This is a genomic window from Pedobacter hartonius (assembly GCF_900107535.1).
Classification (GTDB): Bacteria; Bacteroidota; Bacteroidia; order Sphingobacteriales; family Sphingobacteriaceae; genus Pedobacter; species Pedobacter hartonius.
Map to the genome: position 1 here is coordinate 499,384 of NZ_FNRA01000002.1, position 23,046 is coordinate 522,429.

At 42.2% G+C, this 23,046-nt stretch carries 21 protein-coding genes; 10 read left to right on the top strand and 11 right to left on the bottom strand.

Going from position 1 to position 23,046, the window contains the following annotated elements; all coding sequences use genetic code 11:
- The first annotated feature begins 207 nt into the window (after window positions 1-207).
- The 4 genes from BLW16_RS05725 (at window position 208) to radA (ending at window position 4,677) form a co-directional block, all read left to right on the top strand.
- The gene (locus BLW16_RS05725) at window positions 208-510 is read left to right on the top strand and encodes an HU family DNA-binding protein (protein WP_041883022.1); all 303 of its coding nucleotides are present in this window, start codon (window positions 208-210) and stop codon (window positions 508-510) included.
- Window positions 511-517: 7 nt separating this feature from the next.
- Window positions 518-1,381, top strand: coding sequence for a tetratricopeptide repeat protein (locus tag BLW16_RS05730; protein WP_090555599.1), 864 nt, complete (start codon window positions 518-520; stop codon window positions 1,379-1,381).
- 255 nt (window positions 1,382-1,636) lie between these two features.
- The gene (locus BLW16_RS05735; RefSeq protein WP_090555600.1) at window positions 1,637-3,187 is read left to right on the top strand and encodes an Rne/Rng family ribonuclease; all 1,551 of its coding nucleotides are present in this window, start codon (window positions 1,637-1,639) and stop codon (window positions 3,185-3,187) included.
- Window positions 3,188-3,300: 113 nt separating this feature from the next.
- Window positions 3,301-4,677 carry a DNA repair protein RadA gene (radA, locus tag BLW16_RS05740; RefSeq protein ID WP_090555601.1) on the top strand — a complete coding sequence of 459 codons (1,377 nt, stop codon included), beginning with the start codon at window positions 3,301-3,303 and terminating at the stop codon, window positions 4,675-4,677.
- 127 nt (window positions 4,678-4,804) lie between these two features.
- Here the strand turns inward: radA and carB are convergent, their stop codons facing one another.
- Window positions 4,805-7,621, bottom strand: coding sequence for a carbamoyl-phosphate synthase large subunit (carB, locus tag BLW16_RS05745; RefSeq protein ID WP_090555602.1), 2,817 nt, complete (start codon window positions 7,619-7,621; stop codon window positions 4,805-4,807).
- A 276-nt stretch (window positions 7,622-7,897) separates the two neighbouring features.
- Between carB and BLW16_RS05750 the strand changes: the two genes are divergently transcribed.
- From BLW16_RS05750 to BLW16_RS05775, 6 genes are all read left to right on the top strand, one after another.
- Window positions 7,898-8,419 (top strand): hypothetical protein, encoded by a 522-nt coding sequence (locus tag BLW16_RS05750; RefSeq protein WP_139298262.1) that lies wholly within the window; start codon window positions 7,898-7,900, stop codon window positions 8,417-8,419.
- A 148-nt stretch (window positions 8,420-8,567) separates the two neighbouring features.
- Window positions 8,568-9,188, top strand: coding sequence for a nicotinamide riboside transporter PnuC (pnuC, locus tag BLW16_RS05755; RefSeq protein ID WP_245735136.1), 621 nt, complete (start codon window positions 8,568-8,570; stop codon window positions 9,186-9,188).
- The gene (locus BLW16_RS05760) at window positions 9,185-9,706 is read left to right on the top strand and encodes an AAA family ATPase (protein ID WP_090555682.1); all 522 of its coding nucleotides are present in this window, start codon (window positions 9,185-9,187) and stop codon (window positions 9,704-9,706) included. Before pnuC ends, BLW16_RS05760 begins: the two co-directional genes overlap by 4 nt.
- A gap of 219 nt (window positions 9,707-9,925) precedes the next feature.
- Window positions 9,926-12,376 carry a TonB-dependent receptor gene (locus BLW16_RS05765; RefSeq protein ID WP_090555604.1) on the top strand — a complete coding sequence of 817 codons (2,451 nt, stop codon included), beginning with the start codon at window positions 9,926-9,928 and terminating at the stop codon, window positions 12,374-12,376.
- A 33-nt stretch (window positions 12,377-12,409) separates the two neighbouring features.
- Complete coding sequence (locus BLW16_RS05770; RefSeq protein WP_090555605.1) at window positions 12,410-13,042, top strand: thiamine phosphate synthase; 633 nt, start codon at window positions 12,410-12,412, stop codon at window positions 13,040-13,042.
- Window positions 13,043-13,110: 68 nt separating this feature from the next.
- Window positions 13,111-14,394 (top strand): MFS transporter, encoded by a 1,284-nt coding sequence (locus BLW16_RS05775; RefSeq protein WP_245735137.1) that lies wholly within the window; start codon window positions 13,111-13,113, stop codon window positions 14,392-14,394.
- Here the strand turns inward: BLW16_RS05775 and BLW16_RS05780 are convergent.
- From BLW16_RS05780 to BLW16_RS05825, 10 genes are all read right to left on the bottom strand, one after another.
- The gene (locus tag BLW16_RS05780; protein WP_090555606.1) at window positions 14,391-14,651 is read right to left on the bottom strand and encodes a hypothetical protein; all 261 of its coding nucleotides are present in this window, start codon (window positions 14,649-14,651) and stop codon (window positions 14,391-14,393) included. The genes BLW16_RS05775 and BLW16_RS05780 overlap by 4 nt on opposite strands.
- Before the next feature lie 780 nt (window positions 14,652-15,431).
- Complete coding sequence (locus BLW16_RS05785) at window positions 15,432-17,171, bottom strand: ABC transporter ATP-binding protein (protein ID WP_090555607.1); 1,740 nt, start codon at window positions 17,169-17,171, stop codon at window positions 15,432-15,434.
- A gap of 88 nt (window positions 17,172-17,259) precedes the next feature.
- The gene (gene frr / locus BLW16_RS05790) at window positions 17,260-17,823 is read right to left on the bottom strand and encodes a ribosome recycling factor (RefSeq protein WP_090555608.1); all 564 of its coding nucleotides are present in this window, start codon (window positions 17,821-17,823) and stop codon (window positions 17,260-17,262) included.
- A 35-nt stretch (window positions 17,824-17,858) separates the two neighbouring features.
- Window positions 17,859-18,566: a UMP kinase gene (pyrH, locus tag BLW16_RS05795; RefSeq protein WP_090555609.1), complete on the bottom strand. Its 708-nt coding sequence runs from the start codon at window positions 18,564-18,566 to the stop codon at window positions 17,859-17,861.
- 23 nt (window positions 18,567-18,589) lie between these two features.
- Window positions 18,590-19,711 (bottom strand): N-acetylglucosamine-6-phosphate deacetylase, encoded by a 1,122-nt coding sequence (gene nagA, locus BLW16_RS05800; RefSeq protein WP_090555610.1) that lies wholly within the window; start codon window positions 19,709-19,711, stop codon window positions 18,590-18,592.
- 78 nt (window positions 19,712-19,789) lie between these two features.
- Window positions 19,790-20,626 carry a translation elongation factor Ts gene (gene tsf, locus BLW16_RS05805; protein ID WP_090555611.1) on the bottom strand — a complete coding sequence of 279 codons (837 nt, stop codon included), beginning with the start codon at window positions 20,624-20,626 and terminating at the stop codon, window positions 19,790-19,792.
- A gap of 104 nt (window positions 20,627-20,730) precedes the next feature.
- Window positions 20,731-21,555, bottom strand: coding sequence for a 30S ribosomal protein S2 (gene rpsB, locus BLW16_RS05810; RefSeq protein WP_090555612.1), 825 nt, complete (start codon window positions 21,553-21,555; stop codon window positions 20,731-20,733).
- 20 nt (window positions 21,556-21,575) lie between these two features.
- On the bottom strand, window positions 21,576-21,962 hold the full coding sequence (gene rpsI / locus BLW16_RS05815) for a 30S ribosomal protein S9 (protein ID WP_090555613.1): 387 nt from the start codon (window positions 21,960-21,962) through the stop codon (window positions 21,576-21,578).
- 16 nt (window positions 21,963-21,978) lie between these two features.
- Window positions 21,979-22,422, bottom strand: coding sequence for a 50S ribosomal protein L13 (rplM, locus tag BLW16_RS05820; protein WP_090555614.1), 444 nt, complete (start codon window positions 22,420-22,422; stop codon window positions 21,979-21,981).
- A 90-nt stretch (window positions 22,423-22,512) separates the two neighbouring features.
- The gene (locus tag BLW16_RS05825; RefSeq protein WP_090555615.1) at window positions 22,513-22,884 is read right to left on the bottom strand and encodes a hypothetical protein; all 372 of its coding nucleotides are present in this window, start codon (window positions 22,882-22,884) and stop codon (window positions 22,513-22,515) included.
- Window positions 22,885-23,046 lie beyond the last annotated feature (162 nt).

Sequence of the window (23,046 nt, forward strand, 5' to 3'; positions counted from 1 at the left end):
ACCATAAATTTCATATTGGAAATTTTAAAATCCAATGTACCGGAAAACGTCTTGAAGGTCATTTTTGTCAAAACTTGCAATCCGCTGATATAAATTCAGATAAATAATTGATCTTTTATTTTCCTATCTCATTAAAAAGCAATACTTTTGCAACCCCAAATCACTTATAAATATTAAACACACAACAATTAATTAATAATAGAAAATATGACTAAGGCAGATATTATTTCAGAAATATCAACAAAAACAGGAATTGAGAAAGTAGATGTACAAGAAACCGTTGAGGCATTTTTCAAGGTCATCAAAAGTAGCATGATCGGTGGAGAAAATGTATACGTAAGAGGTTTTGGAAGTTTTGTTGTTAAAAAGAGAGCACAGAAAACAGCTAGAAATATTTCTAAAAACACTGCTATCATTATTCCTGAGCATTTTGTACCGAGTTTCAAACCAGCAAAAGTATTTGTTGATAAAGTAAAGAACAACTCAAAGAAACTAAGCGTAGAAGCTTAATCTGCTGATGATGAATACTATCCGGTCTAAACAAGCAATATTAATTGGAGCAGTAATCCTGCTAACGGTATTTTTGTTTACAAGAGATATTAAGGGTTTAGTAAAGCCGAAGCAGGCAACTACCGGCGTTCCTGCCGTGGGACAGCTGACTTCAGCGGGAAGTACAATCAATCTGACAGAGGTTTCAACCGCCGCAAAAAATTCGATCAATGCTAATCTTGCAGCAGAAATCACTACATTAGAAAATGCATATAAAACTGCACCGGATGATGAAAAGATGAATGCTGCAAAAGTTCTGGCAGAAAAATGGGATGACGTTGAGCAGGCCGTACCAAGCGCATTATATCTGGAAATCATTGCCGGCAAGGAGCGCAACCTGAATAACTGGTTAGCTGCCGGAGGCAGATTAATGAAAGCTTTTGACAATACGCAGGATAGTTTAATCTCCCCTGTATTATTACAGAAAGCAAATACGGCCTATACGAATGCTGTTGCACTTGATTCAACAAATCTCGAAGCCAAAACAGGACTGGGAATTACCATTGTTAACGGAATGGGTGCCCCGATGTCTGGTATAGCAATGTTACTGGATGTAGTTAAAAAGGATCCGAAGAACCTGAAAGCAAACATGAGCTTGGGTACTTTTGCTATCAAATCAGGACAGTTCGATAAAGCAATCACAAGGTTCAATGATATCATTGCCATCAAGCCTTCACCAGATGCTTATTTCTATCTGGCTACCGCTTATGAAAACCTTGGCAAAAATGAGGAAGCAGTTGATGCTTACTTAAACAGTAAAAAGTTAGCAGCGAACCCTACCCTGTCAAATTTCATTGACAAGAAAGTAAAAGAGCTGAAAAACAAAAATTAATAAACAGATTTATAAAAATATTTAAAACTTACAAACTATGCCAAGCGGTAAAAAAAGAAAGAGCCATAAAATGGCTACCCATAAACGTAAAAAACGTCTAAGAAAAAACAGACATAAGAAAAAATAGTTTTTCTTCATGATCAACGAATAATAGATACCAGGATTTACTCTTCGTATCTATTGTTCGTTGATTTGTTTTTTATATATTCAGTCCATGTGTTTAATAAGGGATTCATCCCTTAAAATGTATAGCTTTTGGTAAAGGAATTAATTATCGATTCATCTCCCACGGGAGTAACCATAGCTTTGATTGAAGATAAACAACTTGTAGAACTTCATAAGGAACACATCAACACCAATTACGCCGTTGGCGATATTTATTTAGGCCGCATAAAGAAAATTATGCCGGGACTAAATGCTGCGTTTGTTGATGTGGGTTATGAGAAAGATGCGTTTTTGCATTATTTCGATCTTGGTCCGCAAGTTCAATCTTTATTAAAGCTTACAAAAATTAAGCGGAATGGCACTGTTAGTGGAACTTTATTAGATAATTTAAAGCTTGAAGCCGATATCAATAAGGCTGGCAAAATATCTGAGGTAGTTTCCAAAAACATGCTTATACCTGTTCAAATAGCTAAAGAGCCTATTTCAACTAAAGGACCGCGTTTAAGCTCCGATCTATCTATTGCAGGACGGTACATTGTACTGGTTCCATTTTCTAATGTAATTTCAATTTCAAAAAAGATTAAGAGCAATACCGAACGTAATCGTTTAAAAAAGATTATTGAAAGTATTAAGCCCAAAAATTTTGGTGTCATTATCAGGACTGTTTCTGAAGGCAAAGGGGTTGAGGAGTTACAGAAAGATCTATTGGATTCTGTCTCTAAATGGAGCACTTTTATAAAAAAACTGCCTGAAGCAGAGCCCTCCAAACGTGTTTGGGGAGAAATGGACCGGACATCTACACTCATCCGGGATATTTTAAGCGCTGACTTCACCAACGTTTATGTGAACGATGCAGGCCTCTATGAGGATATCCGTTCTTATGTGCATGAGATTTCTCCGGAAATGGAGAAAATAGTAAAACCTTATAAACATAAAGAGCATATATTCGAGCATTTTGGTATTGAAAAACAAATTAAGAACGGTTTTGGCAAGACAGTAAATCTTGCTGGCGGAGCTTACCTTGTTGTTGAACACACTGAAGCACTCCACGTAATCGATGTAAACAGCGGTAACAGAACTGCAAACAAAGAGAACCAGGAAGACAATGCGCTACAGGTAAATAAGGAAGCCGCAAAAGAAATTGCACGTCAGCTCAGGCTGCGTGATATGGGAGGTATTGTGGTGATCGATTTTATCGATATGCACAAACCGGTTAACCGTAAAATGTTATTCGACTACCTGCGTGAACTGATGCTGCTGGACCGTGCTAAACACACTATTCTGCCTCCAAGCAAATTCGGACTGGTACAGATTACCCGTCAGCGTGTTCGCCCGGAAATGAATATTGTAACCAGCGAAGTTTGTCCGATGTGCCACGGTACCGGAGAGATCAAAGCGAGTATCGTTCTGATGGATGATATTGAAAGTAACATGAATTACATTTTACGAGAGCAAAACGAGAAGAACATCACACTGTGTGTACATCCTTATATTGAAGCTTTCATTAAGAAAGGCGTTTATTCATTACAATGGAAATGGTTCTTTAAATTTGGCCAGAAAATTAAAGTGAAGGCGGTTCCGTCTTACTTATTAACAGAATTCCACTTCATCTCTTCTAAAGACGAAGAAATAAAACTTTAGGACTCCTGTTCAAAACATAATAACCAGGCCTGATTGCTGAAAAGTAGTCAGGCTTAGTTATGTAATAACATTATCTTTGTTATTCATTAAATTCATCTTCTAAATCAAATCAATTGGCTAAAACTAAATCAGCATATTTTTGTCAGAGTTGTGGATATGAATCAGCCAAATGGCTGGGTAAATGCCCTTCCTGTAATTCATGGAACACCTTTGTAGAAGAACTCATCGAGAAACCCGCAGCCAAAGTCCCTGCCTGGGAAACTTCTGGATTATCTAAAAGATCAAATAAACCAAATAAAGTGGCTGATATCGCTTCCTCAACGGAGCAGAAGATCTCCACGAGCGACCTTGAACTGGACCGTGTACTTGGCGGCGGGCTTGTTGCCGGTTCCGTAATCCTGATCGGCGGTGAACCTGGTATAGGAAAATCAACACTGATGCTGCAGCTCGCTTTAAACATTGCAGGAAAAAAGGTATTATACGTTTCCGGAGAGGAAAGTGAACAGCAGATTAAAATGCGGGCTGAAAGGATCACCAGTGATCCTGCAGCAGATTGTTATATCCTCACAGAAACATCAACCCAGAATATATTCAAGCAGATAGAGCAACTGGAGCCGGATATCATTATTGTAGATTCCATACAGACCCTGCATTCTGCGCATATTGAGTCTACACCAGGAAGTGTTTCGCAGGTAAGGGAATGCACCGCTGAGTTATTGCGTTTCGCAAAAGAGACCGATACACCGGTATTCCTGATTGGCCATATCACCAAGGACGGCGCCATTGCGGGCCCAAAAATACTGGAACATATGGTAGACACCGTTTTACAGTTTGAAGGCGACCGGCACCATGTTTACCGTATTCTGCGCTCCGTAAAGAACAGGTTTGGTGCGGCAGCGGAACTCGGCATCTATGCCATGCACAGCGGCGGATTAAGACAGGTTTCCAATCCATCAGAAATCCTGCTGTCACAAAGGGATGAAGAACTCAGCGGAATAGCCATTTCGGCCACATTAGAAGGCGCCAGACCGATGTTAATAGAGACACAGGCATTGGTGAGCACTGCAGTATACGGAACACCTCAGCGGTCAGCTACCGGCTTTGACACGCGAAGAATGAATATGCTGCTCGCTGTTCTGGAAAAACGCTGTGGCTTTAAACTCAGCACCCGTGATGTATTTTTAAATATCGCCGGTGGCATCAAAGTAGAAGATCCCGCTATTGACCTGGCTATCCTGGCAGCGATCATTTCGTCTCATGAGGATATTTTTATTTCATCCAAGATCTGCTTTGCGGCGGAAGTTGGATTGTCGGGAGAGATCAGGGCTGTTAACCGGATTGAACAGCGCATCTCGGAGGCCGACAAACTGGGCTTTGAACGGATATTTGTTTCGAATTATAACTTAAAAGGGCTTGTGCTGGATAAGTTTAAAATCGAAATCACGGGTGTAAGCAAAATTGAAGATGTGTTTTCATTGTTGTTTGGCTAAACATTTAAAGAACCCAGCTCCTGAATACATGCTTTAACCTCCGCTTCAGAACAGAAGAATACCCTCTCAAAACAAAAAGCCTGCAAATTTCGATTTGCAGGCTTAATATGACCAGTATCAACTGTTATTATTTTGATAAATACATTGATTTGTCTTTGTATAACTTTAAGAAATAAGGATCTTCCAGGTCTTTGATGAAACGGATAGATTCTCCCGTTGATTTCATTTCAGGCCCCAGTTCTTTCGTTACTTCAGGGAATTTATCATAAGAGAATACAGGCTCTTTGATCGCATACCCTACCAGCTTGCGCTCGATATTGAAATCCTTCAGTTTATTTACTCCCAGCATTACTTTAGCGGCAATGTTGATATAAGGAACATCATAAGCCTTTGCGATAAAAGGAACCGTTCTTGAAGCTCTTGGGTTGGCTTCGATCACATATACCTGCTCATCCTTTACGGCAAACTGGATGTTCAGTAAACCAATAACGTTTAAAGCCCTGGCAATTTTCTTGGAATAGGTTTCCATATCATTCATCACTTTCTCAGAAAGACTGAACGGAGGCAATACAGCAAATGAATCACCCGAGTGGATACCCGCAGGCTCGATGTGTTCCATCAAACCTACAATATGCACATCGTCGCCATCGCTGATAGAGTCAGATTCAGTTTCTTCTGCCCTGTCAAGGAAATGGTCAATCAGTACCCTGTTACCCGGCAGATCGCCTAATAATTTTACCACTGCTTTTTCCAGGTCTTCATCATTGATCACAATGCTCATTCCCTGTCCGCCCAGTACATAACTCGGACGAACCAATACAGGGTACCCCACTTCATTTGCCACAACGATCGCTTCCTCAGCATTCTCTGCAACGCCGTATCTTGGATATGGAATATCCAATTCTTTCAGCAGGTCTGAGAAACGGCCGCGGTCTTCAGCAATATCCATATTATCATATGAAGTACCAATGATCTTTATGCCGTTCTCATGAAGTTTTTCAGCCATTTTCAGTGCCGTTTGGCCACCCAACTGAACGATCACTCCTATCGGGTTCTCCAGTTCAATGATCTCACGTACATGCTCCCAGAATACAGGTTCAAAGTAAAGCTTATCAGCCATATTGAAATCTGTTGAAACAGTTTCAGGATTACAGTTGATCATGATCGATTCAAATCCGCTTTCCTTGGCAGCAAGCAAACCATGTACACAAGAATAATCGAATTCTATTCCCTGACCAATACGGTTAGGGCCCGATCCCAAAACAATCACTTTTTTCTTGTCAGACGGGATGGACTCATTCTCGTCTTCGAAAGTAGAGTAGTAATACGGTGTTTGTGCAGCAAACTCGGCAGCACAGGTATCAACCATTTTATATACACGTCTGATCCCTAAAGATTTTCTGCGGTCATATACCTCATCTTCCGTTACATTACCTAACAAATAAGCAATCTGTATATCAGAGAAACCTTTTTGTTTCAGGTTGAAGAAGAAGTCTTTCGGTAGATTATTTAAAGAGTAACGTTTTAATTCAGTTTCAAGGAAAACCAGTTCCTGGATCTGCGACAGGAACCATTTATCTATCCTGGTGACTTTACGGATCGATTCCAGGGGAACGCCCATGCTCATTGCATCTTTGATCAGGAACAGGCGGTTCCAGCTTGCATGCTCAAGGCCGTGCATGATGTCCTCAATGTTTCTGCTATGTTTGCCATCGGCACCCAGTCCTGCGCGGCCGATCTCCAGACTCTGGCAGGCTTTCTGCAATGCCTCAATGAAAGTACGGCCGATGGCCATCACTTCACCTACAGATTTCATCTGCAGGCCGAGTTCCATGTTCGCCCCTTTGAATTTATCGAAATTCCATCTCGGTACTTTTACGATCACGTAATCTAACGTAGGCTCAAAGTAAGCAGAGGTGGTTTTAGTGATTTGGTTTTCAATCTCGTCAAGGTTATAACCAATGGCCAGCTTGGAAGCAATTTTAGCAATCGGATAACCTGTCGCTTTACTTGCCAGTGCTGATGACCGGGAAACCCTTGGGTTGATCTCAATAGCGATGATATCGTCGTTATCAGGATTTACAGAGAACTGTACATTACAGCCACCTGCAAAGTTACCAATGGCACGCATCATTTTGATCGCCTGGTTACGCATATCCTGGTAACAGCTATCAGACAATGTCATTGCCGGCGCCACCGTGATCGAGTCTCCTGTATGGATACCCATCGGGTCAAAGTTTTCAATAGAACAGATAATGATCACATTGTCATTACTGTCTCTCAAAAGTTCAAGCTCATATTCTTTCCAGCCCAAAACAGCTTTTTCTACCAGCACTTCATGCGTTGGAGAGGCTTCTAAACCACGTTTAAGGGCGGCATCAAATTCTTCTTTTTTGTGAACAAATCCACCACCTGATCCACCTAATGTATAGGAAGGACGGATAACCAGCGGATAACCTATTTGCTGTGCAGCTTCTTTACCTTCCAGAAATGAATTGGCAATTTTTGAAGGCGCTACACCCACCCCTATGTCTACCATTAATTGGCGGAAGGCCTCCCTGTTCTCTGTTTTCTCAATTGCAGCAACGTCAACACCAATGATTCTGACACCGTGTTTTTCCCAGATGCCGCGTTCTTCTGCTTCTACACATAAGTTCAGGGCAGTCTGACCACCCATAGTAGGCAATACTGCATCAATTTTCCGTTCTACCAGAATTTCTTCAATAGAGGCTACAGTTAATGGTCTGAGATAAACATGATCTGCAATAACCTTGTCAGTCATGATCGTTGCAGGATTGGAATTGATAATTGAAACTTCAATTCCCTCTTCTTTCAGGGATAGTGCAGCTTGGGATCCTGAGTAATCAAATTCACAGGCTTGGCCAATGATAATAGGTCCAGATCCGATGATCAATACTGAACGTATGGAGGTGTCTTTAGGCATAAGGCTTTAAAAAGTCTAAAGTATTGTAAGTAAAAAATGTGGTCTTATAGGACCATGATAGCCGGCGAGATTTTTTTGCTATAGGTAAAGAATCCCGACTGTTCTGTCGGGATGCAAAGATACAGTTTTAGCTGACAAAAATTCAGATTTTTGAAAAAATGGAGAAATAAGCAAAATCGCTCAGCATCCTTGTTCAAATGGCGGTCATATTTAGCATCACTGTACTTGTATTTGCTTTTATTCGTTATAATTGGCAAATAAAAAGTTTAAAGTTTCATGAAGAGAATGTTATTCGCAGCGGTCGCTGCAGTTATATTGTTTAGCGGGTGCGGTACCGTACAATCCATCATTAAATCAAGTTTTCCTTATACCACCAGTCTGGTTGTTCCTGCTTCTTCAAAAAGTAATACCACGCTGTCAGCCAGCAGCACCGCCGGCAGCTTTGACGAATCATTGGGTAATGTAAACGGCAACCAGTATATCAAAGATGTAAAAATTGCGTCCGCCAGGCTGATCGCTTCGAATCCAAGAGATAAGAGTATGGGCATGTTTAAATCGGTAAAGCTATTTATATCAAACGGTGCGAGTGGCGAAGTCATGGTAGCGTCACGAAATGACGTTTCTGAACATATTGGTTCTGACCTCGTACTAGACATTGATAATTCACGTTTTTTTGATAAGTATATCAAGGGAAACAGCTTGAAAATACGAATGGAATATATCCTGAGGGATACCTTAACGACAGATGTAAGTGTGAGGACATCACTAAGTTTTAGTGCTTCACCCGGACACAAATAAAAGCATCCTCTGCAATTTATTGCATGAGGGTATTCTTCATAAATAGTTTGTTTGGTTTATTATCCGGTAGAGACGTTCATCTCTGCCGGATTTTTTTTTGCCTTTAATATTACTGGCTGATTCGTTAAAGGATAATTACATTTGGCACATGGTATCACTGGTTGAGGCAGTCAAGGAAAGTATTGTACAATTTTTAACCCAGACGGGCTGGCTTGAATGGTGTGGTGTATTCACAGGGATACTTTGTGTATGGCTGGCAGCAAAGAACAACATCTTTAACTGGCCAATTGCCCTGGTCAGTGTACTGATCTATATCTTCATCTTTTATGAAAGTAAACTCTATGCAGATATGGGTCTCCAGTTCTACTTTCTGGTGATGAATGCCTATGGATGGTACTTCTGGAATAAAAACAGCGGCCATACAAAGGCACAGACACCAGTAAGTAAGATCACCAGGAAGGAAATTATACTTTCAGTAATAGGGATAGCCTTTTTCACCCTGACCCTGGGTTTTATCCTCCGGGAGAATACCGATGCCGCATTCCCGTATATTGACAGCTTTTGTACGGCCTGCAGCTTGATTGCCCAGATATTCCTTGCCAGGAAAGTATTGGAGAACTGGCTGATCTGGATCTTTGTTGATATCATTTACGTGGGCGTTTACGTATCAAAAGATCTGTATGCCACGGCTATCATGTATGCCCTTTATGTTTATATTGCATGGATAGGCTACAGGGAATGGAAAAAAAACCTTACCGAAACTTTATGATCAAGAAGATTGCTATTGTAGGCCCGGAAAGTACGGGTAAATCTACCCTCACTAAATTGCTCGCCAAACACTACAACACCCTGTGGGTAGCCGAATTTGCGCGTTATTATTGTGCCGCACTAACGGAGCCATGTACCATGCAGGACGAGATCAACATGTTCCATGGCCAGGTAGCCCTGGAAGAATCTGTGCTGGCGATGACAGATAAAGAATTTATCTTCTGTGACACTACTTTTCTGACCGTGAAGATCTGGAGTGATGAAATGCTGGGCGAAACGCCACAGATCGTGCTTGATGCATTAAATAAACGAACGTACGACCTGTACCTGCTGCTTGATATTGACCTTCCATGGCAGGAAGACCCACTGCGCGATTTCCCGCACATGCGCGAACATTTCATGAGCATCTGGCACAAGGAGCTGCAGGACCTGGATGCCAATTATGTGCTGATCGGCGGCATCGAAAACAGGTTTCAAAATGCCGTTACTGCTATAGACGCATACCTTGCGGCTTTTTAGAAAATAATCTATACATTTGCCGATATCAAAAGGGGTGCCTTGTTTTGTAAAAAACACAAAGACAGGCTGAGATCAAACCCATTATTTGACGAGTAGATTTATTCTGCCTGTCAAATATGCACCTGATCCGGGTAATGCCGGCGGAGGGATTGGAGTTATGTTTAATTATGTTGTATTGCCCCTCTTTACAGCAGGTTTTACTAAAAAGCAAATCATAAATTGAAAAAATTACTGACGATAGCAATAGCCGTATTGCTCCTGCCTTTATTTACTAAGGCACAGTTCACCATTTCCGGATCTGTATCCGAAAAAACAAACCAAACCCTTTTGCCGGGAGCAAACATCGTATTAAAAGGTACGGGCAAAGGCACCAGAAGTGACGCCCGTGGCAGATATGAGCTGAAGAACCTGAAGGCCGGAAGGTACATACTTACGGTAAGTTTTATCGGTTATGAAAGCCAGCAAAGAGAGATCGAGATCAGCGCGGACCAAACAGCAGATTTTGACCTTGTCCAGTCTGCCTTTCTTGCAGATGAAGTGATCGTAATGGCTACCAGGGCCACGGAAAAATCAGGAACGACTTATAAGAACATCAGTAAATCCGAGATCACTGCCAATAACTTTGGCCAGGATCTCCCCTTTATCATTAACAATACACCCGGTGTTGTCGTTACTTCAGATGCCGGTGCCGGAGTGGGTTATACAGGGATCCGCATCCGCGGGAGCGATGCCACAAGGGTAAACGTAACCGTAAATGGTATACCGATGAACGATTCCGAAAGTCAGGGCACCTTTTGGGTGAACATGCCTGATTTCGCCTCGTCCGTAGAAAACATACAGATCCAGCGCGGTGTCGGTACATCAACGAATGGGGCCGGAGCCTTTGGCGGAAGCTTAAACATCCAGACTTCAGCGCCGGAACTGGCGCCGTATGCAGAAGTAAACTCAACATATGGCTCTTTCAACACGCTGAAAAATACTTTTAAAGTTGGAACCGGGCTGATCGACAATAAGTTCAGTTTCGACGGGCGCCTGTCCCGCATTCAGTCTGACGGTTTTGTAGACCGCGGGGCTTCCCTGTTAAAATCTTATTTCCTTTCGGGAGCTTATCACGGAAAAACAGACCTGCTGCGCATCAACGTGTTCTCAGGCACAGAAAAAACTTACCAGTCCTGGAATGGCGTACCGGAATCCCGGCTGAGAGGAGATATCCAGGGAATCAATGATTACATTATCAGAAACGGGCTAAATGAGACTGATGCAGCAAACCTGCTCAACTCAGACAGCAGAAAATATAATTCTTTCTTGTATAAAGATCAGAATGATAACTACCAGCAGGATCACTATCAGCTGTTGTATGCCAAACAGCTTGGAAACCGCTTTTCATTTAACGGTGCCTTACACTATACTTATGGAAGAGGATATTATGAGGAGTTCAAAAACGACCAGGAATTCTCAGCTTACGGCTTACCAAATCCTGTGATCAATGGTGCCCCGGTAGAAACAACAGACCTGGTACGCAGAAGATGGCTGAACAACGATTTTTATGGTGCAACCTATGCATTTGGTTATAAGGCAGCATCCAACCTGAACCTGACCGTTGGCGGTGCCTACAACGAATACCGTGGAAAACATTATGGCCAGGTCACCTGGTCGCAGATTTCCTCAGCGCTGAACAATTTTGACCATTACTATGATGGGGATGGCAACAAGAACGACTTCAATATCTTCGCAAAATTAGCCTACAACCCGGTAGAGAAGCTGAGCTTATTTGCAGACCTGCAATACCGTAGGCTTAAATATGATATTACCGGTGATGATAACGACCTGCTGCCGCTGAACATACATGACAAGCTTAATTTCTTCAACCCTAAAGTTGGAGCAACTTATTTTGTGGATCCCAAAAGCAATATTTACGCTTCACTGAGCCTGGCAAATAAAGAAGGTAACCGTGACGATTATGTAAATGCCAACGTTGGTACTTTACCCCAGCCGGAGCGTTTATACGATGTTGAAGCCGGCTACAGGATCAAACATACAGATTTCAGCGCGGGCGTAAATGTGTACGGCATGTTCTATAAAGACCAGCTGGTAGTTACAGGAAAATTAAGTGATGTAGGTGCCAGTATCCGCCAGAACGTTCCCAAAAGCTCCAGGATCGGTGTTGAGTTCGACGGCTCATATACGCTTAGCCGGTATTTCCTGCTGAACGCAAATGCTGCATTCAGCAGGAATAAGATCAAGAATTTTTCTGAGTATATTTTTGACTACGATACGGAGACAGAGGTGGTAAACAATTATAAAAATCCCGACATTTCCTTCTCTCCGGATGCGGTAGTGTTTGGAGAACTGGTTTACAAGCCACTTGCAGGATTCGCGGTGGCCCTGCAAAGTAAATACGTAAGTAAACAATACCTTGATAATACCCAGAATGAAAGCAGGAAGCTGAATGGCTACTGGGTAAATAACGCGCGTTTGGGATATGACTTCAGCTTCAAAGGAGTGAAAAATATGAACATCGGTTTGCTGGCCAATAATATCCTCAATAAGAAATACGAGAGCAATGGCTATACCTACGGTTATTTGGGCGGCGGAAGCAGAACCGATGAGAACTTCTATTTCCCGCAGGCGGGAACGAACTTTTTACTTTCCCTCAACGTAAAGTTTTAATAAAGCAGTAAATTCGCAACACACAAACAGATAATGAAAAAGTTCATCGAGAAGTTCCAGTTCATCACACACGACATAACGCAGTTAACCCATATTGAGCAGGCGCAGATCGCTTGTGAAGCAGGAGCCAAATGGATACAATACCGCTGCCTCACAAAAGATGACGATGCCCTTTTGGAAGACATCAACGTCATTGCCGGGATCTGTGACGACTGGGGCGCTACGCTGATCGTAACCAACCATGTTCATCTAAACAGAAAAGCAGATATCCAGGGTTTTCATATTGAAGACATGGATGCCGACTTCGTTGCTCTCCGTGGGCAATTGGGCGAAGACATTACCATCGGCGGATCTTCAAACACTGTGGAGGGTTTAATCAGGCTTGCCGCCGAAGGTGCAGATTATGCAGGTTGCGGCCCTTTCAGTATCACCACGACAAAACCAAACAACTCTTCTTTACTTGGGCTGGCAGGTTATGCCCATGTAGTCTCAGTATTACAGGAGAAAGGAATAACACTTCCGGTACTTGCCGTAGGAGGGGTGAAACTGGAAGACGTAGACTCCCTGATGGATACCGGCATCTTTGGAATTGCAGCCTCATCAGCAATTAACCAGGCGGAGGATATGAAATCTGCCTACCATGATTTTTACGACAAAATCATGTAGCAGTAATTTTATACATTAATAGCGTAAGCTATTAATGTATAACTACCTTTGTCCAAAATTATTTACCCTTGGATAGTCCCAAATTTATTGACAAACAAGATTCTTATGCTGCCCTGCGATACAGGGAATTCAGATCTTATCTTGGTATGCGTTTCTTTTTCACATTCGCCTATCAGATGCAGGCCGTCATCATCGGCTTTCATATTTATCACCTCACAAAAGATCCGCTGGCTTTAGGCCTGATAGGCCTCTGCGAAGCTATCCCGGCCATAAGCATTGCACTATATGGCGGATATGTTGCTGATAAATCGGAAAAAAGAGGGCTGCTGTTAAAAATATTTACCTGTGTTTTCCTTTGCTCTCTGATCATGCTCGTTGCCACATCCAGGCAAATGCATGCTTATGTTCCTGTGAGTTATATCATCCCGATCATGTATACCATGGTCTTCGGAATCGGTATGGCAAGGGGATTTTTTGGCCCGGCTACTTTTTCACTGATGGCAGAAATCATCCCTAAGGAATTATATCCCAATTCCACTACCTGGAACAGTTCATCGTATATGTCGGCTTCCATCCTTGGGCCGGCAGCTGGCGGACTGGTCTATGGCTTCTTCGGGATTACCGTTACTTACCTGATTATCCTTTTCTTTCTGGCTATTGCACTGGCCTGTATCTTCTTCCTGAAATCGCACCCGCCCCGTTATATTCCAAAAGAAAGTATCGTCAAAAGCCTTACTGAAGGCGTACAGTTTGTATTTAAGAACAAAATGATGTTAGGCGCAATGAGCCTTGACCTCTTCTCCGTATTTTTCGGCGGGGCTGTTGCCCTGTTGCCAGTTTTTGCAAACGATATCCTGAAAGTAGGTTCCGAAGGACTTGGGTTTATGCGTGCGGCAGCATCAGGAGGAGCAGTGCTCACCATGCTGGTGATGACCAGGATCTCGCCCATGAACAGGCCCTGGAGAAACCTGCTGATTGCCGTTGTAGGGTTTGGAACCAGCATTATCTGTTACGGGCTTTCAAAGAATTTTTATGTGACCCTGATCTTCCTGTTCCTGGAAGGATCATTTGATAGTATCAGTGTCATCATCAGGTCTACGATCATGCAGCTGCTTACGCCTGACGAAATGCGGGGAAGGGTATCTGCTGTAAACAGTATGTTCATCGGCTCCTCCAATGAGATCGGTGCCTTTGAATCAGGCCTAACCGCAAAGCTGATGAGAACCGTTCCGGCAGTAGTATTTGGGGGTTGCATGACAATACTCGTGGCGGGTATTACCTATACGAAGACCAAAAGCCTGCTGGGCCTTTCCCTGCAGGAGATTAACGACCAGGATACGAAAATGAGTTAAGGGGCAACCACCGGCCAGCCTTTCTCCCATTTCAGCTTTTCGATCCTGGAAAAGTTCCCGTTAGGATCCGAAGCAGTTGCATTCGGCTTTCCTTTAATTTTTATTGTTGCTCCCGGCAATCCCCCGCCGGTTTCATCAGTTGCCTTTCCTTTGACCGGGGCAGTTTGCGCCTGTATGAGGGCCGGTGAAAAAAGCAATACCAGCAGCAGGGCAAACCAGCCGTACTTCCAGTAATTGTTGAGTAGAAAAATTTTCATAACATTATATATTTAATATTTGGTTACAGAATTGGCTGATCCCCTGCTGGCAGGGCATGCAAATATGGTTTTCCGGGAAATTGGAAGATGAAGGGCAGCAGTTCTAAAACAGCCGGCCTTAAAGAGGCAGCTAAAACGGGTTTGTTCCTTTCAGAGTTTTTCATAACAGATCGTTTCCTGGCATAAATTCTAGCTTTTCAGCAGCCTTTGAAGAGGCAGAATCAACTAAAATTTATTTTTTCAAACTTATATTTGGTTCTTTTACTACACCTGGTAGTATCGATAATAAATCTAATGTATGAATAAAACATTAAATGTCAAGTTAACATTTAAAGAGATATTAAACGTAGTGATAAGGTTTAATAAAAAACGAATAATACACTGTATATTAATCTGTTAAAACGATTTTTTAGACTTAAAACACATGTGATTAACCTCTAAACTAATCATATATTGATGTGCTTAGTGATATTTTGACGTAAAAAAGGTTAAAATACGGGCTGTAATTTATCAGGCCGACAAAGTATCCACCGAAAAAATAAAGTTAGCTTATAATTTATCTTCGGAATAATTATGCGGCAACTGGTTTAACATACTTAACCAACCAGAAATCTCAGGCATAATATATAGTATAAGAAATACCGTAAAGGCTATAAATTTGAAGCTGAAGAAATTTCAGCTTTGCGAGTTAATTTGAAACAAAGTAATCCTAAAGAATTTAACAGAAAAGGCGTATAAAATTAAATAGCAGGGACATTAAAATATCCCTGCTATTTAATTTTATCTCTCCCCAACCTGCTGGCGCCACATCGCATAATAAAGTCCCTTTTCTGCAAGCAATGCCGCATGCTCTCCCTGCTCAATAATATGGCCTTTTTCCAGAACATAGATCCTGTCTGCATGGCGGATGGTAGAAAGCCTGTGTGCAATTAATATGGTAATGTGATTGGTCAGGTCTGAAACGTCCCTGATCGTTGCCGTGATCTCTTCCTCAGTAAGGGAGTCCAATGAAGACGTAGCCTCATCAAAAACCAGGATGTCGGGCCTGCGCAGCAAAGCACGCGCAATAGACAAACGCTGTTTCTCACCACCGGAAACTTTCACGCCCCCTTCACCTATCACGGTATCCAGCCCTTTATCGGCACGTGCAAGCAAGGTCTGGCAGGCAGCCTGTTCCATTACACGTAAACATTCCTCATCCGTTGCACCGGGGCGGACGAACTGAAGGTTTTCCCTGATCGTACCCGAGAACAACTGCGTATCTTGGGTTACAAAGCCGATCTTTTCCCTTAACTGATCCAGGTCAATCTCGCGGCTGGTAATATTGTTATAAAGCACCTCCCCGATCACCGGCTGATACAGGCCAACCAATAACTTCACCAGCGTAGTTTTTCCAGATCCTGAGGGCCCTACAAAAGCGATGGTCTCTCCTTCTTTCACCTGGAAATTGATCTCGTTCAGGGCATTGCTCTTACCGGTAAGATGCCTGAAACTGAGGTCTGAGAATTCCAGAGAGGTAATTTTGTTGAGCACCTTTGGGTTTAAAGGTTTTTGATCAATAGGTGTATTCAGGATATTCTTAAAGTTACCCAGGGAAACTTCTGCCTCCCTCCAGGAAAGGATCACATTCCCCAGCTCCTGTAAAGGTCCGAACAGAAAGAAGGAATAAAATAAAAACGAGAAATACTGGCCTGCGGAGATCGTATTTTCAAAGATGAGAATCAGCAGCACCACAACCATGATACTGCGCACCAGGTTGACCGTAGTACCTTGCACAAAACTCATGCTTCGTACAAATTTTACCTTTCTGAGTTCGAGGCCCAGAATTTTATAGGTAGTCTTATTCAGCCGTTCTATCTCCTGACTGGCCAGTCCCAGACTTTTAACCAGTTCGATATTCCTCAGTGATTCTGTTGTTGAGCCTGCCAGTGCGGTAGTTTCTGCTACGATCTTCTGCTGTATGGTCTTGATCTTCCTGCTCAGGTACCAGCTGACAAAACTGATGATAGGAATTGCAGTAAAATAGATCAGGGTTACCTTATAACTTACTGCCACAGAATAAACAATCACGAAGACCATCCCGATGAGGCTCACAAATAAGATACTGATGAAGGCTGTGATAAACTTCTCACTGTCAAGCCTTACTTTTTGCAGGATTCCGAGTGTTTCCCCGCTGCGCTGATCTTCAAAGACCTGGTAAGGCAGTTCCAGTGAGTGTTTCAGCCCGTCAGCGTACATCTGGGCGCCCACCTTCTGTACAATAATGCTGGTAAAATAATCCTGGAAATTTTTGGCTATCCTGGATACCATGGCAGCACCAACACTCATTCCAACCAGGCCCAACACACCAAAGATGAACTGGTTACGGTTCAATATGTCTTTCTTTTCTATAAATCGGTCAACAATACGTCCCGTAATATATGGATCAAGTAAAGAAAAGCCCATATTAATGGCAGCAAGTAACAATGCCAGAAATACTACCCATTTATAATTTTTTAAATATTGTACTAATAAATTCATGAAATGAAATAAGATGGCAAAAATAAACAAAGGGAATGTAGCAAAAGCTACATTCCCTCATTATTACTATTCTATTATAATTTTTCGTCTATACGGTCATTACATCTTTCTCTTTTGCTTCAGCATGTTTATCTACTTTCACAATATAGAGGTCTGTGATCTTCTGCACTTCAGCTTCACCGGCTTTAATATCGTCATCAGAAACGCCCTCGCCTTTCAATTTCTTGATTTTCTCGTTCGCATCTTTGCGGATATTACGTACGGTGATACGTCCGCGTTCCGCTTCCTCTTTTACCTTTTTTACAAGGTCTTTTCTGCGTTCTTCCGTCAGCGGAGGAACTCCCAAACGGATCACTACACCATCATTCTGGGGATTGATCCCGATGTTAGCTTCCATAATTGCGCGTTCGATAGGGACCAGCATGTTTTTTTCCCATGGCTGAACCAATATCGTCCTTGCATCAGGCGTATTGATACTGGCCACGTTGCTCAGACCGGTAGGCGCTCCGTAATAATCAACCATAATGCCATCCAGCATGCCGGCTGAAGCCTTTCCAGCCCGTATTTTTGTCAGTTCAGTTTCGCAATGGGCAATCGCTTTATCCATTGTTGCCTGAGCATCCTGCAATTGTTTTTTTATGAGGTCATTCATAATTTACTGTTTATCAAAATATAATTGTCTTAAATTCAGCCTTTTACAAGCGTACCAATCTCTTCCCCCTGAGCAATCTTCATGAAATTACCATGTTTGTTCATATCAAATACGATGATAGGAAGCTGATTTTCTTCACAAAGCGTAAAAGCTGTCATGTCCATCACATTTAATCCTTTGGAATATACTTCTTTGAAAGAGATCTCAGAATAACGCGTAGCTGTCGGGTCTTTTTCCGGGTCTGCGGTGTAAATACCATCAACACGTGTACCTTTCAGTACTACATCTGCCTTAATTTCAATGGCACGCAGCGCAGCAGCTGAATCTGTTGTGAAATACGGGTTTCCTGTACCGGCCCCAAAGATCACCACACGTCCTTTTTCAAGGTGCCGTACTGCCCTTCTGCGAATAAAGGGCTCACAGATCTGCTCCATTTTTATCGCTGTAAGTAACCTGGTTTTCAGGCCTACTTTTTCCAGTGCATCCTGCAAAGCCATACTGTTGATGACCGTCGCCAGCATCCCCATATAATCTGCCTGCGCCCTGTCCATGCCCGATTTTTCTGCACTCAGGCCTCTAAAAATATTGCCGCCGCCAATAACAATTGCAATTTCCAGCCCCTGGGCATGAACAGCCTTGATGTCTTCTGCGTATTGTTTTACGCGTGCATTATCAATACCATATTGCTTCTCGCCCATCAGCGATTCTCCGCTTAACTTTAGTAGGATCCTTTTGTACTTCATGACTCCAAAAATAACTATTTGTTTTAATTAATACTGATCAAATGTTCAACTCCTTCTACAAATACCTTTCGGAGAACAAATTCGTCCGACAACAGCAATAAGCTGGCCGCTTTTCCGGGAGCCAAACTTCCTGTTTTATCCTGTATCCCCAGCACCTTTGCCGGGTTTGCCGAAGCCATGTCAAAAGCTGCAGCAACAGGTATTTTACAATACTGCACGCAATTGCTTACCGCATCGCGCAGCGTAATGTTAGAGCCGGAGATGGTTCCGTCAGGCATTACATACCTGTCCCCGTTCAGTACATGCTGATAAGGGCCTATATTGCAGGCTGTTACAGCATCCGTGATCAGGAAAAGTCTTTCCTGCATCATTTTATAACTGAGCTTTACCATTTCGAAATTCACATGGGCACCATCAGCAATGATGCTGGCCATTGCGCTGGGATGATTCAATATCGCGGCCGGCAGGTTAGGATTACGGTGATGAATAGAGGGCATGGCATTGAACAAATGTGTAGCGGTGGTGAAACCATTAGCAAAAGCTTTATTGGCCTGTTCGAAATTTGCATCGCTGTGTCCGAGGGAAAGGACTATCCCCTGGTCCAGCACGTAACGGATCACTTCCTCATCCTGCAGTTCATGCGCAATGGTCATCATTTTGACCACCCCGCCGGCATCGTCCAGTAATCTTTTCACCTCCTCAAGCGTAGCTTTATGAACATACTTTTCGGGGTGTGCCCCCAGCCTTTTGGGGTTCAGGTAAGGGCCTTCCAGATGGAGCCCAAGAAATCCCTTTGCTTCGGGCATATAGGCTTTCGCTGCCGTGATGGCCTCCTGAAATATCTCCAGCGTATTCGTAGCCAGGCAGACCAGAAAGCCGGTAGTACCCTTACTGATCAGGTATTCATCCATCTGCCTCAGTGTTTCTACCCTGGGGTATGCAGAGAACAGGTTACCGCCGGAGCCGTAGATCTGCAAGTCAATAAAGCCGGGAGACACATAGTTTCCCTGTGCATCTTCAATGGCATATCCTGAAGGGATTTCCCCATCAGTAATCGCTGTAATCAGGCCATCTTCCATCAGGATAGTGGCGTTCGTCACCAACTGGCCTTCCTTAAAAAACTTACAATTCTTTATTGCTATCATCTCTAACTGAATTTTGTTAAATATAAGGCAAAAAAAAAGTCCCTTAAAATAAGGGACCTTTTAATTATCATGAAGGAACTATGATCCTAACTGAACACGTTTAAATGCTGTAACAGTTAATCCGTTAGCAGTGTCATTTAAAAATTTACGAACGTCTTTAGAAGAGTCTTTAACGAATTCCTGGTTTAATAAAGTACTGTCTTTGTAAAACTTGTTCAGTTTACCAGCAGCAATTTTCTCAACCATTTCTTCCGGTTTACCTTCTGCACGGATTTGCTCTTTAGCAATTTCCATTTCACGTTCAATCGTGTGGGTATCTACGTCAGCTTTATCCAAAGCTACAGGGTTCATTGCAGCAATTTGCATTGCCACATCTTTACCTGCTTCATCAGCACCGGCAACAGCCTGGTTTAACGCAACCAGAACACCTAAACGGTAGTTACTGTGGATGTAAGGGATAACTCTTTCGCCTGATACAGTTTCAAATTTAGATATACCAATTTTCTCACCGATTTTACCGGTGTTTTCAACAATGATATCAGAAACTTTCTGACCATCAACTTCAAGAGATAAAAGTTCTTCTAATGTAGCAGGGTTTTTCTCTACTGCCAGATCAGTGAACTTATTTGCTAAAGCGATGAAATCAGCATTTTTTGCTACGAAATCTGTTTCGCAGTTCAATTCAACAACTACGCCGCGTTTTCCGTCAGCTGTAGCTTTTGCAATTACAACGCCTTCGTTAGAATCACGGTCCTGACGGCTCGCTGCAACTTTAGCACCTTTTTTACGTAAGTAATCAACCGCAGCTTCGAAATCGCCATTGGCCTCTATTAATGCTTTTTTGCAATCCATCATACCGGCACCGGTTTGTTGGCGTAATTTGTTTACATCTGCTGCAGAAATTTGTACTGACATTTTATTTTCTTTTTTAAGTTTTTATCTAAAAAATTATGGGTTGTACATTGTTAGTTGTTAGTAAGAACCTTCAACGCACAACATACAACCCAAAAATATATTATTTATGCTTCGCTTGTTCCTTCTTCGGTTTCAGCATTTTCTTTTCTGGCTCTTCTTGCGCCCGGAGCAGCAGTTTCAGGAGCATCAGCAGCAGCTTTAGCAGCTACAGCTTCTTTTTCAGCTTCATCATCTTTCTCACGTTTACGCTCGTCTAAACCTTCTTCAATTGCTTTGATGATAACATCAGTAATTAAAGAAATAGATTTAGTTGCATCATCATTTGCCGGGATAGGGAAATCGATGTTTGAAGGATCAGAGTTTGTATCAACCATTGCAAAAGTTGGAATGTTTAATTTCAACGCTTCGCTTACGGCGATATGTTCTTTTTTAACGTCAATTAAAAAGATTGCTGCTGGTAAACGGTTTAAATCCGCGATACCACCCAATAAACTTTCCAATTTGATACGCTCACGCTGGATCATTAAACGCTCTTTTTTAGAAAGGATCGAATAAGTACCATCTTTAGTCATTTTATCGATGTTAGACATCTTTTTGATTGACTTGCGTACAGTCTGGAAGTTAGTTAACATACCACCTAACCAACGCTCGGTTACGAAAGGCATGTTTACTTTTTTTGCCTGATCGGCAACAATTTCTTTAGCTTGTTTCTTCGTAGCTACAAATAAGATCTTACGACCTGATTTTACGATCTGTTTGATCGCTGAAGCAGCTTCTTCAGTTTTAGTTAAAGTTTTGTTTAAATCTATGATGTGAATCCCGTTGCGTTCCATAAAAATATATGGTGCCATTTTCGGATTCCATTTGCGGGTAAGGTGACCAAAATGTACACCTGCATCCAATAAGTCTTGATATGTTGTTCTTGCCATTGTCTTTGTCCTCCTTGAGATTAACGTTTACTGAATTGGAACTTTTTACGAGCTTTCTTGCGTCCTGGTTTCTTACGTTCAACCATACGCATATCACGGGTCATTAACCCTTTAGCACGTAATGCCGGTTTTTTCTCAGCATCTAATTCGACAATAGCTTTAGCGATCGCTAAACGAACAGCTTCGGCCTGGCCTTTAATACCACCCCCTGCTACGTTTACTTTTACATCATACTGACCGATAAGTTCAGAAACTTCGAAACTCTGGTTAACAATATATTGTAATGGTAATGTAGGGAAATATACTTTGTGATCTTTACTGTTTACAGTAATAGTACCGTTGCCTTCTTTCATGTAGATTCGCGCAACAGCAGTTTTTCTTCTTCCTGAAGTATTCGTAACTGACATTTCTTTCTTCCTTTAATTAAAGTGTAATGGTTGTTGGTGATTGTGCTGCATGAGGGTGCTCAGTACCTGCATAAACAAAAAGGTTCGTGTATAATTTTGCACCTAATTTTGTTTTAGGTAACATACCACGGACAGCTTTCTCGATAACACGCGTAGGATGTTTCGCCATTAACTCTTTCGGGGAAATGAAACGCTGACCTCCTGGGTATCCAGTATAAGATGTATACACCTTATCGCTGAACTTATTTCCGGTCAACTTAATCTTGTCTGCATTGATAACGATCACATTATCGCCGCAGTCTACGTGTGGGGTGTACTCAGGCTTGTTTTTACCACGGATGATCATTGCGATCTTCGATGACAAGCGCCCCAAAATCTCGCCTTGTGCATCAACAACAACCCACTGTTTGTTAACAGTTTTAGCATTGGCAGAGACAGTTTTGTAACTTAACGTATTCACTTGCTTGTATTTAATTTGTTAAACAATTATTTATTCGCCCTAAGATTTAGGGACTGCAAAGATAGATTAATATGTTTAATTATCAAATGGTTACTCATCTTTTTTTACTAAACTTTCCCTGATACTCAAAAAAAGATGAAAAATCAGGGCAAGCATGGTAATTCCACTGGAAGCGATCAGCGTGATGTCTTTCCATGGAAAGTACCGGTACTCTATTGCTGCAAGCAGTAAAAACAGGGCGCTGTACCCTATATAAAGGGCAAATGACAGGGTCAATGCTGCCAGCAGCCACTGCAGAAAGTGGATACGGGACTGCCCACGTTCCATGTTCCGCAATACCAGCCAGTTATAGACTATCGCCGTCAGTAGCCCCAGAATCACTATGCGGCTGCCATTCTGCAGATATCCCAGAAAATAACATACCGTACATACAAGATTAAAATTAGATAAAGTCCTCAGCATTCCGTTCCTTCAGGCCATCATGAGCTCTGAGCCTTTAAATATGCAAAAAACCTTTCTGATTCAATAAAATCAAATATTATAAGAACTATTTCCGGCCGTTATTGTTATTCCGGTATATTAGACAGGTATGATGGCTTCATAACCGATTAAATAAAATATACT